The organism is Mesorhizobium sp. M7A.T.Ca.US.000.02.2.1, assembly GCF_003996995.1.
Taxonomy (GTDB): domain Bacteria; phylum Pseudomonadota; class Alphaproteobacteria; order Rhizobiales; family Rhizobiaceae; genus Mesorhizobium.
Genome location: NZ_RZTT01000003.1, coordinates 46,613 through 63,183, shown reverse-complemented (window position 1 = coordinate 63,183; position 16,571 = coordinate 46,613). Strand labels below are relative to the sequence as shown.

The following is a 16,571-nucleotide window of genomic DNA, read 5'->3' as shown; positions in this document are numbered from 1 at the left end:
GGCGTGGCTCATATTCACGCGTGCCTTCAGACCTTGCGGATGAACCTAGCATCGTCAGCGGTCCGCGGTTGCAAAAGATTCTGTAAAGTTATTTGAACGATCTGTTGCAATGTTTCCATGCCAGCGGGCGCCCTGCGAGACTTGGACATGATCTCGTTTCATCGTCCTGACGAAAGGTCTCGCTTGCGGGCTCTGAAACTGGAGTCGCCCTCGGCTCCAGTCCAATGTCGCGGACCTGATCTCGTTGGCGATGTAGTTTCGCTGCAGGCGCGCAACGCTGTCGAGGCGGCCATGGCCAGTCAAAGTTTCTCTAGAATGTGAATGTTCACAACCCATTCCAGAGAGACCGACCATGACCACTTCAGATTCTACACCCGCCGCCGCGGTGCTGGTAGCGATCGACATTGCCAAGGTGCGCAATGAAGTTCTGATCGAAGCACCGGGCCACAAGCGCCGGCGTCGCCTTTTGGTCCTCAACACCCGTGTTGAGCACGACCATCAGATCGAAGTGCTGCAGGCGTACGGCCGCCCTGTGGTCTGCGCCTTTGAGGCGACCGGGAACTATCACCGGCCGATAGCATGGCGCCTGGCTAATGCGGGTTTTGAGGTGCGGCTGGTGTCGTCGCTGGCGCTGGCCCGAACACGAGAAGCGTTGCACAACAGCTGGGACAAGAACGATCCAAAGGATGCCCAGGTGACGCTGCACATGCTCAGGATCCAGGCGACGCAGGTCTAAATGATCCGCTGCGCGCCGGCATCAACGACGTGCGGGAACTGTCGAAGACCCATGAAGCGATCGCCAGGGCCAAGACCGAGATCCAGCACCGTATCCTGACGCACTACCTGCCACTGTGTTTTCCCGAGATCGATCGATTCCGGGGGAACAGCCGCAGCGATTGGTTCTTCGCCTTCCTCCATACCTTTCCGACGCCAGCAAGCATCACGGCGCTGACAAAGGAGGAGTTTGTGACAGCAGCTTGGGATGTCGTCGGCCGCAAGGTCAGCAAGACACAGATTCTGATGGATATTTACGAGACGGCGCGCTCATCGATCGGACTGCCGCTGCCGCTTGATGCCCCTGCCATTCGCATGTTCCGGATGGTCATTGACGAAGCACGCAGCCTGATCCGGCAGCGCAATGAGATCGAAGCGCAGGCCGACGAGCTGTTGCGGCACAGCCAGGATTATCAGCTCCTGCGACAAATCCCGGGCATTGGACCGATCAACGCATTGACCATCATTGCCGAAGCCGGCGATCTTCGCCGTTTCGCTCATCATCGCCAGTTTCTAAAGTTCTGCGGGCTGGACCTCTCGACACAGCAGTCAGGCCAATATCGGGGCCAGACCCGCCTTTCCAAATTCGGCAATGCTCGGCTGCGCCGCACCCTGTGGATCGCCGGACAAGTCGCCATCCGCCAGCGGGAGAATGGCTTCCGTCATAAGTTCGAACGCTACATTGCGCGGGATCGCGACAATCCCGATCTACGCCGCAAGGCAGTGACCGCTATTACCGCCAGATGGCCCGCGTCGTGCACGCTGTCGTCAAAGGTGGTTCCGACTACCGGCCCTTCGTTGAAGGGCCGGTAGTCAGGTGTCAGCTAGGGCCGTGAGGGCATCGATTCGATGACCCTGTAGATAATGTTCGGGTCTTCCGCCTGGATCAGAAGCTCGTGTTGAGGACGGTGAGGGCCGCCTGCGTGCGGATCCTGTGTTTGCTATGGACGAGACCTTTTCCCTTGCCGGTGGAAGCCGCCTGGCTCGACGACTTGACCAACGTCACGCAGCAAGGGCATGCTGACGAACAGAGAGACCTGACTGCAGGCTCCATTTCGTTCCGCGATTAGGACGGTGTCGCTCAGCCGCTCGATCGTGTCGGGTCAACCGGTTGACCTAGCCGAAGCGGCCTTCGACAGCGATGATGATGAGGTCGGGCACCTCCTTACCCCCTGATGCCCAATTTAGTGGCAATATGGGCGATGGCCTCGCGGTGGCAGCAGTCGAGCGCGAAAGCGACGCGAACCCCCTCGCCATTGTCGCAGCCGATCTCGGCCCGTCGTCAGCGGCGGCGATCCGCCCGTCAGGACGGGTTTCTTGCGGCGGTAGCATATCTCGGCGGCGTCTCAATGATCCCATCGATCCGGGAGACCAGTTCGCCATTGGGCGGCCAATTCGGCCGTGTCCATGGCCCTGAACGCCCAGCAGTATTGGAGCGCGGCGACGCTTGTCTCGCATACCGCCTCCATTGGGAACGCTCCCAAAGCGACCGCCGCCGCCGCTTCTTTTTGCCGAGCAGGCGCCGCAACTGGCGCACCGGTGCTGGAGCGCCCGAAAGCCAGCCGAGTTGCGTGTTATGACCGGCTTTGGGCGAATGCCCAAATCCATCGGCACCCTGAAACTCTCTTCGTCGGCGCCTCGAGATTCCTAACGCTGCAGCCCGACGCCTCCACCGGTGCGCAGAGCTGTCTCGAACACCGCGCTGGCGACTGCAAGGTCGGCAAGGGCAAAGCCCGGAAATAGAAAGAGTGTGCGCTGGCTTGGATCCGAAGAGCGACCGCGCTCAACTCCACTCGCCAGCATTGCCAAATCCGAATCAAAGGGGCCGGGATAGGCGAGCTTGGATCGGTTTTCTGGATCCTCCGCCTGCGCGCGATCGTCCACGACGCGAAGATCGAATACGTTGAAAGTTTCCACGCGCCACGACCGACCGAGGTCGACCGCGCTGACGAAGCTGCCTGGACGCAGTAGGCTCGCATCGAGGAAGGGAGTGAGCGTAGTGGTCCCGGGCACTGTCGTTATGACGATGTCACAGGCGAGCGCGTCATCGGCCGCCGTAGTTTCGCGGCTTTGCAGACCCTTCTCTCGTGCGATGACTGCCAACCGGCGCGCAGAGGTTGCGTTCCGGTCGAAGCAAACTGCTTCGGCCAACCCTGGGAAAAGATCGTACATTGCTTCAAGGTGCCCAAGCGCCTGTTGACCGCAGCCTACAAATCCAATGGAGGTACTGTCCGGGCGAGCAAGATATTCCGCAGCAAGTGCCGACATGGCGGCGGTTCGTAAAACTGTGAGGCTGTTGCCATCCATGATAGCCAGAGGTCGTCCAGTATTAAAATCACTGAGGATAACAAGACCGTTTACGTTCGACAGCCCTCGTCCGGAATTTTCTGCGATGCCGACCCATTTGGCTGCAGCATAAGGAGGCTCGGGCGAGGCTGCGCACATCGCTTGAAAGAAATGTCCAGGAGCGATTGCAAGGGTCTGTTTCGGACGCACTTGAACTCGGTGTTGCGCGTGCAAACGAAACGCTCGCGCGAGGCTCAGGCGTAGATCGGCTGGATTGGGCCTAAGGGCCGCGATTTCAGCCCCGCTCAGGTAAAGCAACTGATCATTCATCGCCGACTCTCCTCAGCAATCGCCCAAGCGCATGGCTCACCACTCGCGAGCTTCTCGGGATGCTCTTTTCCGGCTTCAGCAATCTTCTGCCCCTGTTGTGTTTTCTCGACCATGAATCCTACCGCGACGCCGAACTTATTGTAGGAGCCGCCGGAGATCGCGTTCTAGTTCATTCAGTGCATGGTCGCATAGTTCGGCCTCTCCAGACGACGTCGCAGTTGTTGCGCTTGGCGAGCAAGTCCAGTCCTTGCTCGAGGAAGCACATCAGCGACTGCCGGGCGCTGCCAAGTACCGCGACCTTTCAAACACCAAGTGATGGCCTCCTGCACGCGGCGATCAGGAAACTGGTCACCGACCTTCGCGAAGAAGACGGGGCTGCAACCGCGAGCGCGAGGAGCCTCATCGTAGAGACGAGAGTGAGCGCAGGAGCAGAAGGTCGAGCTCATACTCGTTTGAGGTTCCCCTTTCAATCCCGGCAGCAATCGGTCATTGCCCTGGCGTGGCGCATAGATTGTCTCCTGATCGATTAGCACGGTGTCGACGTGGCACACTAGATGAGTTGCTGCCGGTCGCGGCTGTTGCGGGCAAAGCGCGAGATCTCTTCCTGTGCCGCAAACCGCACTCACCCGGCCAAGGCAGAGCTCGGCGACCGTCGGGTCAAACCGGCGCGTGCGATGCCGCCAGCGGCAGAGTGACCGAGTCATCGATCGTCTCCATAGGGGACCAGCCGAGCGCCATCAGGCGGTCGTGCATTGCATGTTGAAGCATACTGCTCTCGCGATTGTGCAGAACCTGATGGGCGCGGAGCCGCCGGGCACGGTCTTCCGGGAGTCGCGTGCCACGCGTCACCGCAGTCGTCTTCGTGGCGGGCTGATCGAGAACAGATCGAACTGGGGTGTCGTCAGCTGCCGCGGCATGGACATATTCCGATTTCGGATCGTGAGACAATGCTGCGCCTATCCCTGTGTTATGAAGAAGTCTCGCCAGCGATCAAGCACTGCAAGGTGGTCCCGCGGAGCAGTCGTGATGCGCCAGCTCGTGCTGAAGACCCACTCAGCCCCGGTCCATTGACTGGGCCAGAAAGGCTGCAGTGAAAAACCGTCGTGCTACCCTTCTCGATCACCTCAACGATATGGGGCAAGCTAACCGCTGCAATCACCCAGCGTGTTGAAACCTTTTTGCCACAGCTGAGAGCCGCAGGCGCTAACGTGGTCCAGTTTGCAGCGGGCATACTGACGCGCACCCGAGGGCAGCGCCTGCGGCATCGGTGGCCGTCACGATCCGTCTGCTCCCGTCACGGCCGTCGACCACGAATGGCGCGCCAGCGCGCGGCGCCGCTACGCCGGTCATCCGCTGCAGACGGTCGGTGGACCAGCTCGGCAGGTACAGCACGACGAGCCTCGTGCTCTGGTGCATCACCCAGCCGATATTTTGCGCCCGCCGTCGCCCATGCGGGCCTGCCGCCCGATCGGGTTACCTGGAGGCCGGCGGCTAGGCCAGTGTCCTTGCCTGCATGGAGGAGGGCCGCGGCATGGCGGCTTAAGAGGCCGCTGTCGGGGATGTCGCCCAGGTCTCAATGAAGGCCTCGCGACGCCTCATGCTCGCCGCGGAGGGGACCGGAACCATCGGTCTCGCGCTACGGCTGGCGGCGAGACCGACGTGACCGATTTCGGGCAGCCCGCCGCCCCACGCGCTGGCGGGTGTCGGTGCTGCCCTCCACGTCAAGGCAGGTTCCCGGTATGAGCCGAGCCAGCTGGCCGGTCGAGTTGATCCCCACCCGGGCTGGCGAAAGCGCTAATTTCGAATTGGAAGCCTGTGATGAAAAGGGGCGCCTTCCATGCGCGCGGCGATGCCGGCGATGAACCCGCATGTGGGGTTCATCATCGTCAAGTGGGAATATGGCGGCAGATGTCAAAAGAATGGCCGCAAATGTCCATGCGTTTCTAATTTGCGCGATCTAATCATCACCCGGTGATCTCGCGTGAATCGGCGTCACGAACGCCGCCATTTGGAGACCGAGCGGTTAGGCGAGTTTCGAGAAGCATGGTTCGGTGCTATGCGGACTTGTCCTCCTCGATTGGCATTTCCGTGCCAATGGCGGCATGCGATATGCAAGAGGAGCGAGCCGCTCAGCTTGGGCAATGGGATAAATCCCAGAAAAAGAGTTCGGAGCGTCCGCCGTGCCCGAACTGATGCGGCCAGATCTGAACGACCTTGGATCGGGGGGCGCGGGCTTGGGTCAAACGGGGGCTGTTTTGGAGGTAACCCACCTTCAGATTGTTTTCTGCTTTAGCGCAACCAGAATGCACGCAGCTAAATGTATCTATGCTCAGCTCCTGCCTGCGACCTCCAACCGTCGACAAGCATCACGTTAATCAACTGCGCTAGCTGCATAAGGTCGATCATGGATGACAATACCTGCCAATGTCCGAGGCTACTTTGAGCTCGCCATCGGGAGAAACGGCCCCGCAACTATGACGAGGGGCGGCGACAACGTTGTGGCCGCTCTACCTTGTTCTTTTCATGCTGCTGCTCTCGGCGGTGGTGCTGGCCTTCGCCATCGTGCTCGGCCGTGCCCGGAGGCATTGGTTCTGATGGCGGCGTTAGCGATGTCTCCTTCACTCACGCCGGCAACGTCGCATCGACCCCGCGCGGGATTTCGGTTCGGGCCGAAGCGGGTGCCGTGCTGCCAGAACCGCCGATGTCGGCGGAGTCGCCAAACTAAGCGTTCGATGGCGGCAGATGTCAAAACTGTGGCAGAGCGCGTCAAGGCGGTCCCAATTGCGCATCTAACCTTAGCCGATGGAGCTCGCGTGAATTTGGCTTCGTGAGCGCCGTCATTTGCCGGTAGGGATTGAAGCTCGAGGCGCCCAAAAGAGCCCAACTGAGAAGAGACGACACGATACGATCGGAGATTTCAAGCAAGGTCTCCAGGTTCCTTGAAGAGACCGGTTGTGAAACTGGCTATGGATTGGGCCGTAGGGGCCTTCGCGTGAACAAAATATCGCTAGTATAGACCTTTGGCTGCTTGCCGTGCCCGAACACATGCAAGTAATTGGCCGAGCTTGCAACTCAGTTTACCCATTGTGTGAGAGGAGCTGAAATGACTGATTGGTTCCGGCTGGAGCGAACCGTAGTACTAGCCGTTGATCTGCAAGGCGAGAACCTCCCTGAGGGCGCTTGCGCGGTGGAGAATTATCCAGACGTTCTGAGCAAGGCTCACAAGGTGTTGGACTCTTGTCGACGAACTGGTTTTCCGATCATTTACACGCGCCATTGGCTCGACCCGAGGGGTATCGACGCGCCGCGATATGAGTCACTGGATGACCGCGGCCGGCCGCCGCACAGCGTCGCCGGTTCAACGCGCGGCGAGATCTGTCCCGAGGTCGCCCCGCAGGACGGGGACACCGTCATCGACAAGCAGCGCTTCACCGCCTTTTACGGCACGAAGCTCGATCTTGTTCTGAACCGCATGGATATCGAGCACCTGATCATCTTCGGGGTTTGGACGGAGGCCTGCCTGGAGACGACGGTATGGGATGCTCTTTGGCGCGATTTTCGGATCACGCTGGTGAAAGATGCGTGCGGGAGCGCGACCGGGACAATTCACAAGACTGCCATGCTTGACATGGCTAATTGGCTGAGGGGCGGGATGATCTTTGGGGCGGAGGAATTGGCTAAGGCGGATGGGAATGACTATCGCGCATGGCGCTTCGAAAAGCCGTTCTCGATGCCGTACCGGACCGAAACAATCGATTCCTTGTACGAATCCCTGTAAGCGCGGAAATCGCGGCGCACATCAGATTGCATTCAAAGAGGGCGACAGACGAATTCCTGGAGACATTATCGCACCGCATCAGCAGCGGGATCGCGGCGCTGACGCGATTTGGATCGGTGCTAACCAGCTCAACCAGCAGCACTAGCCTGCCACGATCCGATAGGTGCGCTTCCAACATCGACGATATGGCGGATACTATCGGTAATGTGGCGCCATATGTCAAATGGTTGTCGCGGATCCCCAACTATGTTCAGCCTCGAAATTCAACAGGACATTGCTCTTATGGGACTTCCGAGTCACGTCAAATACGTCATCGTAGGCGCCGGCATCCACGGCCTGTCGGCCGCTTGGCATCTGGGCGAGAATTTGCGCAAGAGCGGCAAGGGCAGCGGCAAGGACATCCTGGTCGTCGACAAGACCGCCATCGCGGCGGGCGCCTCCGGTATTGCCTGCGGTGTGGTGCGCAACAACTACTTCCAGCCCGCCATGCGCCGCCTGATGGCGCACAGCGTCTCGGTCTGGGAAGGCGACCCGGAGGCCTTCTCCTACCACCCGGTCGGCTATATGCAGATCAGCCCCGAGGTGATGCACGCGGACGTTGCCAGCATTTACCAGCAGCAGAAGGAGATTGGCTATCCGTCGGTCTTCATCGAAGGCGAGAAGGACTGCATGAAGTACATGCAGGGCATCTTCTCCGACTGGCAGGCCAAAGGCATCACGTCGGTGCTGCACGAGGAGAAGGGGGGCTATGCCAACAACACGCGCTCGATCTACGGCCTCGCCAAGAAAGCGGAGAACGAGGACGTGCGGATCGCGACCGGCGTGAAGGTCCTCGGTTTCGAGAAGGACGCCAATGGCGCGGTCAAGGCCGTCGTCACCGACAAGGGCAAGATTGGCTGCGACCAGGTCATCATCGGCGCCGGCCCGTGGGTCAAGCAGATCTGGGACATGCTCGAACTGCCCAAGGCGATCTCGATCAAGGGCCGGGACGGCAAGATGCACCAGGACGTGCCAATGTGGACCTTCTGGTCGCTGCAGGAAGGCACGCTCGGCGTGAACCCGGAGCTGCAGCGCACCAATGACGGCAAGATGCCGCCAGTGATCCATGTGGACACCGATGCGCCGCTCCATTCCGATGTCGACGGCACGGTGATCACGGACAAGCTGTGGGGCATCTACTACAAGCCTGATTTCCACTTCGGGGGCGTGCAGGGCGGCGCCATGCCGTTCAAGGTGCCGACTGCGCCAGAGCAGGTGAAGATTGATCCCTACGGCCCGGAGAGCCCGGACTTCATTGTCGGCGACGACTTTGCCCACATGTGGGTATCGGCGCTGGCCTTCTGCCAGAAGCGCTTCGAAGGCACCATGCCGAAATACAAGAAGGAGCCGTCCGGCGGCATCGGCAGCTTTACAGCGGATTCGTTTCCGGTGTTCGACCGCTTCTGCGAGAACGTATACGTGATCGCCGACAGCAACCACGGCTACAAGATGATCGGCGTCGGCAAGCTGGTGGCCGACGACATCTGCGGTAACGAGAGCGACCTGCTGCGGCCGTTCCGCTTCTCGCGCTTCGCCGAAGGCAAGCTGCATCCGACCTCGCACTCGCCATTCCCCTGGAGTTGACCTGGCAGTCACAGCCAGACTTGGGACGGGATCGGGTGGACCCAATGAAGGCATTGCGCCTGAGCTCTCTTGCTTGACCGGAGGAAATAACTCGTGAGAGGATCGAACGAACCTCGTGAAACTCAGCTCGAGAGGTGCTCGGCAACGGGCTTCGCTCTTGAGCAGACGCAAGACTCAATTTTCCACCTTGATCTCCATAGGACTGCTGCGGGGCGAGCAAAGCCCGGCCCGCTGGAATCGGTCTATGTGACCATTCCGCGCGACGGCGTGAGGCTTGCTTTGGATATCTTCCGTCCACTGGGCGACGACCGCAACACCAAGCGCGACACAATTCTGGTGATGACACGCTACTGGCGTGGCCAGAAGGCAGACCTCTCTGCCGGTGATGGCGACCAGCTCGTGCTGCACAAGAACTTTTCGAGCCTCTTTGTGCCGCATGGTTATGCCGTGGTCGTCGGAGACGTTCGCGGCACCGGTGCATCTTTCGGGGTTTCGCTGTATTCCCGCTCGCGCGACGAGACCCTGGACTTCTCGGACGTGCTCGACTGGATCGTTGCACAGCCTTGGTCCACGGGCCGTGTCGTCGGCTATGGCTTGTCCTATACCGCCAACACCGCGGAATGGATGGCGGAGCGCAACCATCCGGCGCTGAAGGGCATCATACCGATGGCTGCCTCCTACGACCCCTACGAAGAGGTTTACTTTCCCGGTGGAGTGTCCACCGCCTACGGAACGGCATGGGCTGACATGGTCAGAAACCTGGACCTCAATTTGCCCTCGCCGGGCGTTCGTCCCGTCGGGCCTAGCGGCGAGGCCGACCTTGCCGCGGCCCTACGAGATCACCAGCCGGGACGATCCTTATCTGAGGGTCTTCGGCAAGTGACGTTCAAGGATGATCGCCTCGCGATTTGGGGCGGAGCGTCCATGCTCGATTGGAGCAACAGGGAAGCGGCGGACCGGGTCTCTCGCTCGGGCACCCCATACCAAAACTGGGCGAGTTGGTTCGACCTCGGGATGGCGCACGGAGCCGTTTGCCGCTTCCTGCTCCAGTCAAATCCGATGAACGTAATCATAGGCCCGTGGAACCACGACGGCAGCGGCACCTACGATCCGCTCCAGGCAGATGGCGCGCCGATCCTGCCCACGCCCTCGATGCAACACGCGAATAACCTCCGCTTTGCGAACTTGTGCTTTTCTGGCCGGGCTGCCCGGGAGCAAGGGAAAGTCCTCCACTACTACACGCTAGGAGAGGGTTGGAAATCGACCGCGGTTTGGCCAGTCCCGGCCACCCGCCAACGTTGGTACATTTCAACTGGCTTCCGACTTACAGCATCGCCTGATCGTGCCGGCTTAGACTCGCTTCAGGTCAACCCTGCGGCGCAGGAGGACGACACGTCGATGCGGTGGGATACCGACCGCCTGGGGTTTGGAAATCGCCGAACGTTCCTCGATGGGCGCCTCGCCTATACGAGCGAGCCGTTGACGCGCGACCTCGAGATCACCGGACATCCCGTAGTCTACCTGAACGTCACCTCGACCTGCGAGGACAGCGCCGTTTTCGTCTATCTCGAAGCCGTAAAGCCGGACGGGGAGTCCTATCTCCTCACGGAAGGTCAGCTGCGAGCGCTGCACCGGAAGGTGTGGACCGACTCACCGCTCAGCGCGCTTGGACCTCAGCATAGCTATTTGAAACGCGACGCCGAACCGCTCATTCCTGGCGAGCCCGCCATTTTGATCTTTACCCTGTTCCCGATCTCCGCCCGTCTTCCCTCAGGTTACCGCCTCAGGGTGTGCCTTGCTTGCAGCGACAAGCCGAATTTTGCCAATATGCCCGCCGATGGCGCGCCCCCGTTGCTCAAATTTCATCGGGGCGCGGCGGGTTGTTACATCGACCTGCCGATCATCGAAAGCTGAGCGAAAGCCAATCAGCCCATTACGAACGACAATGGAGGCCGATAACAGCTAACTGGACCCTGGGTGCGTGTAGAAGGTCTTCCCGGATTCCGGTATGACGCCACGGCCACCAGGAGCCGTTAGGACGTGAGCACCAGAAGGCGGCCTGTAGGTCTAAGACTGACAAAACAATCCTGCCATTTGGCAACTGACATTTGACCGGTCGGAGCCAGAATATTTACGGGCAAAATCAATGTGGGCGTTGTGCCATTCGCGCTCGACCGGAGCAAACTGATGAGTGTATCGAAGGAATGTGGCGCAACCCAGCTCGATAGCCGCTCGGAAACGGGCTCCGATCGTGAGCAGACGCACTTTCGCCTAGATCTCAATGGCACGGCCGCGGGGCAATACAAGCTCGGTCCGCTGGAATCTGTGTACGTGACCATGCGCGACGGCGTAAGGCTTGCGTTGGACATCGTCCGTCCCCTGGGCGACGACGCCAGCACAAGGCGCGACACCATTTTGGTGATGACGCGCTACTGGCGCGGCATCAAGGGAGACCCGCCCCACCGCGATGCCGGCCGGTTTGTGCCGCATGGCTATGCCGTGGTCGTTGGTGATGTTCGCGGGACCGGTGCTTCCTTCGGCGTGTGGCCATATCCCTGCTGGCGCGAGGAGACACTGGATTTCACGGAGGTGCTCGACTGGATCGTTGCACAGCCCTGGTCAACGGGTCGTGTCGTCGGCTATGGCTCATCTTATACCGCCAACACTGCGGAATGGATGGCAGAGCGAAACCATCCGGCGCTGAAGGGCATCATACCGCGGTTTGCTTCCTACGACCCCTATGAATATGTCTGGCTTCCAAGTGGAATTCCCGCCGTCTCCGGCGCGCGGCTCTGGGGCAGCCGCAGCAAGAACCAGGACCTAAATATGGTCGTCAGCGGGGATGGCGAGCGCCGACCGTCGCCAGGAGTTCGTTCCGTCGGGCCGGGCGGGGAGGCGGACCTTGCCGCGGCCCTGCGCGATCATGAGTCCGTGCCACCGGTCTGGGAGGGTCTCGAGCAGGTGACGTTCAAGGACGATCGCCTCGCGGCTTGGGGCGGAGCGTCGATGCTCGACTGGAGCGTCATGGAAGCAGCGGACCGCGTCTCTCGCTCAGGCGCGCCAATCCAAAACTGGGCGAGTTGGTTTGACGCCGGTACCGCGCAGGGAGCCGTTCGCCGTTTCGTGGGGCAGTCAAATCCGATGAACGTGATCATCGGTCCGTGGAACCACGGCGGTGATTACCCTTGGGATCCCCTCCGTGCCGATGGCGACGCGATCCCGCCAACGCCGCCGACCCAGGACGCAAACGACGTCCGCTTCGCGGACTTGTGCTTCAACGGTCATGCCGCCCGCGAGCAAGGGAAGATCCTCCATTATTACACTCTTGGAGAGGGCTGGAAATCGACCCGCTTTTGGCCGCTCCCGGCTACCCGCCAACGGTGGTACATGGCAAGTGATTCGCGGCTGAGTTCGTCGCCCGGCGGGCCGGGGTTCGACTCGTTCCAGGTCGATCCTGCGCTGGCAGAGGTTCCCTCAAACCGGTGGGCCACCAGTACTGGCGGCGCGCTGAAAGTCGATTACGGAGATCGGCGACAGCTTGACGGAGTGCGCCTCGGCTATACCAGCGATCCGTTGATCAGCGAACTCACGATCACCGGACATCCTGTCGTGCACCTGAACATCACCTCCACCCGCGAGGACGGCGCCTTTTTCGTATATCTCGAAGCCGTTAAGCCGGATGGCGTATCCTGTTATCTCACCGAGGGCCAACTGCGCGCCCTGCACCGGAAGGTGTGGACCGACTCACCGTTCAGCGCGCTTGGACCCCAGCATAGCTATTTGAAGCGCGACGCCGAACCGCTCATTCCGGGCGAGCCCGCCATCCTGACCTTCACGTTGCATCCGATCTCCGCCCGCCTCCCGGCGGGATACCGTCTGCGGGTGTGTCTTGCTGGCAGCGACAAGACTACGTTTGCCGATGTGCCCGCCGACGGCGCGCCGCCGTTGCTCAAATTTCATCGTGGCGCGGCGGGTTGTTACATCGACCTGCCGATAATCGAGAGCTAGTCTCTAGGGCCTTCCGGTGCGCCATGCAGGAATTTTGCTCACGAAAGGACTAGAGGCGGATTTATCAGAACGATGGGTTCGACGGCCTAACAAGACGCCACCCGTACGAGAGGGCCTTCAACGTCTGCTAAGGGCATAGCTGAAACCTCGCTAGGATCATTCATCCAGCCAAAAGATCTGCTGGCCATTCTTTTTTCTGCGACGACAGGCACGTTCGACTGGCGGGTGCTATGCGACGTGAAGGAAGCCCTCCAGGGGCCAACGAACAAACTCCTCATCGCGATTGCCGTCAAAAGCCTTGCTTGCCCCGAATCCACAGGAACTGGACGCGACATCAGCTTCGAGTTTGCAGCAAGCTTGGTGCATCCTTCAAACTTGGAAGTGACTGACCTCCCGGAGCCCGCTGCCTCCATCTCGCGCGCAATGTCCTCCGAACACGTCCGCGGAGTGAACGAGCTAAGGGAAGTCTTCGGGAGCAGATTTAAGCTAGCGATCGCTAAGCCTCCATGCGATCACGCGCTGCGCATGCAAGCCCACTCGACCGGGGAGCAACCCTCCTCAGTAAGACGCGGCTACGCGGCTGCAAATCGGTGACCATCGCCGCTGCCACTCCGCTGTGGAATAGCAGAGACCGATTCAAGCCCCGGATAACGGCTTTGGTCTGCTCCAGACCATCCGCATTTGCGGTCGGATTCCCGAACAACGAGGCCTAGAGAGGACGGAACTCATAACACCGGGTGGATCCAGCAGTGTTGCCGCGGTCTAGAAACTTGCCAGGCATGGTGATCCTCCAGTCCATAAAGCAGCCGAACGGTCAACGGCATGACTCTTGTCCGAACGTTGAGACGGCAAAACCACCCAGGCGCACCATCGCCATGCGTTCTTGGAGAACTGCACCGTGAAGCGAGTCGTCACGCATGGCGAGGGGCAATTGACGGGGTGCGACGGCAAGGTGTTCGATGAAGAGTTTCGCGGTGGCTCGGACTGCCGACTATCGTTAAAGCAGAGATCGCGCGCTAATTTCAGCACATGCCAGCGCGAAATGGCGGCAAAAGTCAACGATATGACCGAAAGTGTCAATTCGATTCCAGTAGCACGATTTAACTATGCTCGATGAGCGCGCGTGAATTGCCATTGCGCGCGAGCACCGCCCGGGCACTTGAGCCCAGCTCCAGCGACGCGACAGCATCGCATGTTAAGCAAGTGTATGTTCAATGAGTGCCCCGCCGAGCCGATCATCAGTCATGCAGCGGTCTGAAATGGCTAAGACGGATTTCACGTTCTCAATGCCGCTTCGCGTCCGCTGGGCGGAGGTTGATGCACAGCGGGTCGTCTTCAACGCAAACTACGTCAACTATTTCAGTCTCGCATTGTGGGAGTACATGCGGGCGCTGAGATTCCGTCTCGTGGATCGTGAAGATCATATCGATTTCCATACCGTCAAGATCAGTGTTGAGCTAAAGGTCCCCCTCCATTTTGATGACGAAGTGGAGATTTTCGCCCGCGCATCCTGCATCGGACGGACGAGTCTTACCTTCGCCCTCGAGATCTACCCTAGGGACGGTGAGACGATGCACAGCTCGGGCGAGATCGTTTGGGTGAGTTTCGACCGTACCAATTATCGGCCGGCACCTGTCCCCCAAGCTTTGGTTGATTTGTTGCGCGGTAGAGAAGGGGAGCACATGCGGGTCAAGCCTTTCGTGCCGAGGGATTAGAGGAGTCATGAAGGGGAATTGCCGGATGGCGATGCAAGCGGGGCTCGAGCTAATCACGCTCGACGGCTCGTGCCTGAACCTTCTTTCTGTCGACTTTCGCGCCGTGATGCTCGGAGTGCTAGGCAACAGGACGGCCGAGACGCGCGTGGAGACGCTTAGCTACTACAGCTTCTCCGACAGCAGTGTTGGCTCGAGATTTGGACCAACAAGCCGCGCTCGGGCCGTGGGAACCTTCCCGGACGGCCAGAGCAGCCTGAAACGGATCAGCTGGACGGCGAGCAGGCACATCGCAGGCAGCCAATGGTCCGCCCGAAAATCCATGATCCGCTCTATGAGGAGCAGACCGCAGCCCTCGCCCGGAGAAAAAGTGCGAACGTTTTCTGGCCCAAAAATCCAAGAGACAGCCCTGCTACCGTCGCCGCATCACAATCACTGCGAGTGCAAACTCACGTGGAGGGGGCGATGACCGCGGCGCTTGAACGCTTGACAGCGTTTCTGTCCGAACTTCGGTTCGAAGACCTACCGAAACCTGTCGTCGCGCAGGCCGAGCGCTGTCTTATCGACTTGCTTGGTACGGCTGCCGCCGGCGTGCTTACTCCTGCATCCCAAATTGCTCGTGACTTCTCGGCCGCGTTTCTCGCCGCCGGTGCTGGAACCTCAGGTGCAAGTCTCTTATTCGACGGGCGTCGTTGCAGCGCGGTCGGTGCATCGCTGGCTGGCGGCATCACAATCGATGCCATTGACGCACATGATGGTCATCGTCTGGTGAAAGGGCATGTCGGGTGCGCCGTGCTTCCGGCGCTTCTCGCGCTGATTCAGGACCTGGTCGTGACGCCCACCGGCCGCGAGTTTCTCACGCTGTTGGTGCAAGGCTACGAGATCGGCACCCGCGCGGGGATTGTACAGCATGCGAGCACCTGCGATTTCCATTCATCGGGATCCTGGAACTCCATAGCCTGCGCCGCCCTGGGAGCGCGCCTGATGCATCTGGGCCATGAGAAGCTTCGGCATGCACTTGGGATTGCTGAGTACTACGGTCCGCGCAGTCCCATGATGCGCATGGTGGCTCATCCGACCATGGTGAAGGACGGTTCCGGCTGGGGCGCAATGGTTGGTGTCTCTGCCGCGTACCTTGCGCGGCAGGGATTTTCTGGCGCCCCGGCGACCATCATCGAGAGCGAGGAGGCGGCAGCGCTTTGGGATGATCTGGGCGTGCGCTGGCGCATCGAGGAGCAGTATTTCAAGCCATATCCCGTCTGCCGTTGGGCGCATCCGGCGATCGATGCCGCGCTCGATCTGAAGCGCCGGCACGCGCTTACGCCACAACAGATCGAGCGGGTTGAGATCCGAACATTTGCCGCGGCCGTCGCCCTCGGCTCGCGGGTGCCGACCGAGACCGATGCCGCACAGTATTCCACAGCCTTCCCCGTCGCCGCAGCGCTGGCCCACGGGCAGGTGGGCACCGAAGAAATCACCGGACGTGGTTTGAGCGACCCGCTCACCGCCGCCCTGCAAAAGCGCATTGTACTGGTAGAACACGGACCCTACAGCAACGTGTTTCCGGCGGAGCGATGGGCTGAGGTCGTCATCAGCACGACGGACGGACGCCGGCTAGCTTCAGGTCCAGCGACACCACGCGGCGACCCGGAATGTCCGCTCCGGACCGATGAGTTACGTTCGAAGTATCGCGCCCTGGCTAGCACTTCGCTTGAGACCGGCAGAATGACACGTATCGAAGATGCTGTGTTCAGGCTCGCCGACGGGACAAGTGGATTGTGCGAGCTACTCCAGGAGCTTTTTCGTCCACCAGACTGCCAACCACAGCTAAGCTAGGGACGTCGTGCTATAGCTCGTCCCACCATGGGCTTTCCAAGCACTGCCGTCATTAGACTTGCCGGACTGGTGAGACCCGTGGCAGCGTTGGCCTGAGGCGATCAGCCGTAACCGCGCCCGAGGCATGGGTGGCGCAACTCGTCCGCTTTCCTTCTCAATGGCATCGAGCGGGCGATCTGCCTGGGAGCTCGTCGCGACCGGAACGAGCCATTCGTCCGTTCTTC

General features: G+C 60.3%; 8 protein-coding genes and 2 pseudogenes. 8 read left to right on the top strand and 2 right to left on the bottom strand.

Features of this window, described 5'->3' with window-relative positions:
• The first annotated feature begins 352 nt into the window (after window positions 1–352).
• Window positions 353–1,610, top strand: a pseudogene (locus EOD15_RS00845) (IS110 family transposase).
• 283 nt (window positions 1,611–1,893) lie between these two features.
• Here EOD15_RS00845 and EOD15_RS00840 read toward each other — a convergent pair.
• A pseudogene (locus tag EOD15_RS00840) lies at window positions 1,894–2,047 on the bottom strand (IS3 family transposase); the annotation flags it as partial.
• Window positions 2,048–2,421: 374 nt separating this feature from the next.
• The gene (locus tag EOD15_RS00835; RefSeq protein WP_127310398.1) at window positions 2,422–3,390 is read right to left on the bottom strand and encodes an ornithine cyclodeaminase family protein; all 969 of its coding nucleotides are present in this window, start codon (window positions 3,388–3,390) and stop codon (window positions 2,422–2,424) included.
• Between the two features lie 3,103 nt (window positions 3,391–6,493).
• Here EOD15_RS00835 and EOD15_RS00825 point away from each other — a divergent pair.
• From EOD15_RS00825 to EOD15_RS00795, 7 genes are all read left to right on the top strand, one after another.
• Window positions 6,494–7,168 carry an isochorismatase family cysteine hydrolase gene (locus tag EOD15_RS00825; protein WP_127310399.1) on the top strand — a complete coding sequence of 225 codons (675 nt, stop codon included), beginning with the start codon at window positions 6,494–6,496 and terminating at the stop codon, window positions 7,166–7,168.
• 282 nt (window positions 7,169–7,450) lie between these two features.
• Window positions 7,451–8,791, top strand: coding sequence for an FAD-binding oxidoreductase (locus tag EOD15_RS00820; RefSeq protein WP_127310400.1), 1,341 nt, complete (start codon window positions 7,451–7,453; stop codon window positions 8,789–8,791).
• Between the two features lie 246 nt (window positions 8,792–9,037).
• On the top strand, window positions 9,038–10,705 hold the full coding sequence (locus tag EOD15_RS00815) for a CocE/NonD family hydrolase (RefSeq protein WP_245463534.1): 1,668 nt from the start codon (window positions 9,038–9,040) through the stop codon (window positions 10,703–10,705).
• Between the two features lie 273 nt (window positions 10,706–10,978).
• The gene (locus tag EOD15_RS00810; RefSeq protein WP_127310402.1) at window positions 10,979–12,799 is read left to right on the top strand and encodes a CocE/NonD family hydrolase; all 1,821 of its coding nucleotides are present in this window, start codon (window positions 10,979–10,981) and stop codon (window positions 12,797–12,799) included.
• An 898-nt stretch (window positions 12,800–13,697) separates the two neighbouring features.
• Window positions 13,698–13,916: a hypothetical protein gene (locus EOD15_RS00805; RefSeq protein ID WP_127310403.1), complete on the top strand. Its 219-nt coding sequence runs from the start codon at window positions 13,698–13,700 to the stop codon at window positions 13,914–13,916.
• 142 nt (window positions 13,917–14,058) lie between these two features.
• On the top strand, window positions 14,059–14,514 hold the full coding sequence (locus EOD15_RS00800) for a thioesterase family protein (RefSeq protein WP_164761555.1): 456 nt from the start codon (window positions 14,059–14,061) through the stop codon (window positions 14,512–14,514).
• Between the two features lie 462 nt (window positions 14,515–14,976).
• Window positions 14,977–16,347: an MmgE/PrpD family protein gene (locus EOD15_RS00795; RefSeq protein ID WP_127310879.1), complete on the top strand. Its 1,371-nt coding sequence runs from the start codon at window positions 14,977–14,979 to the stop codon at window positions 16,345–16,347.
• Window positions 16,348–16,571 lie beyond the last annotated feature (224 nt).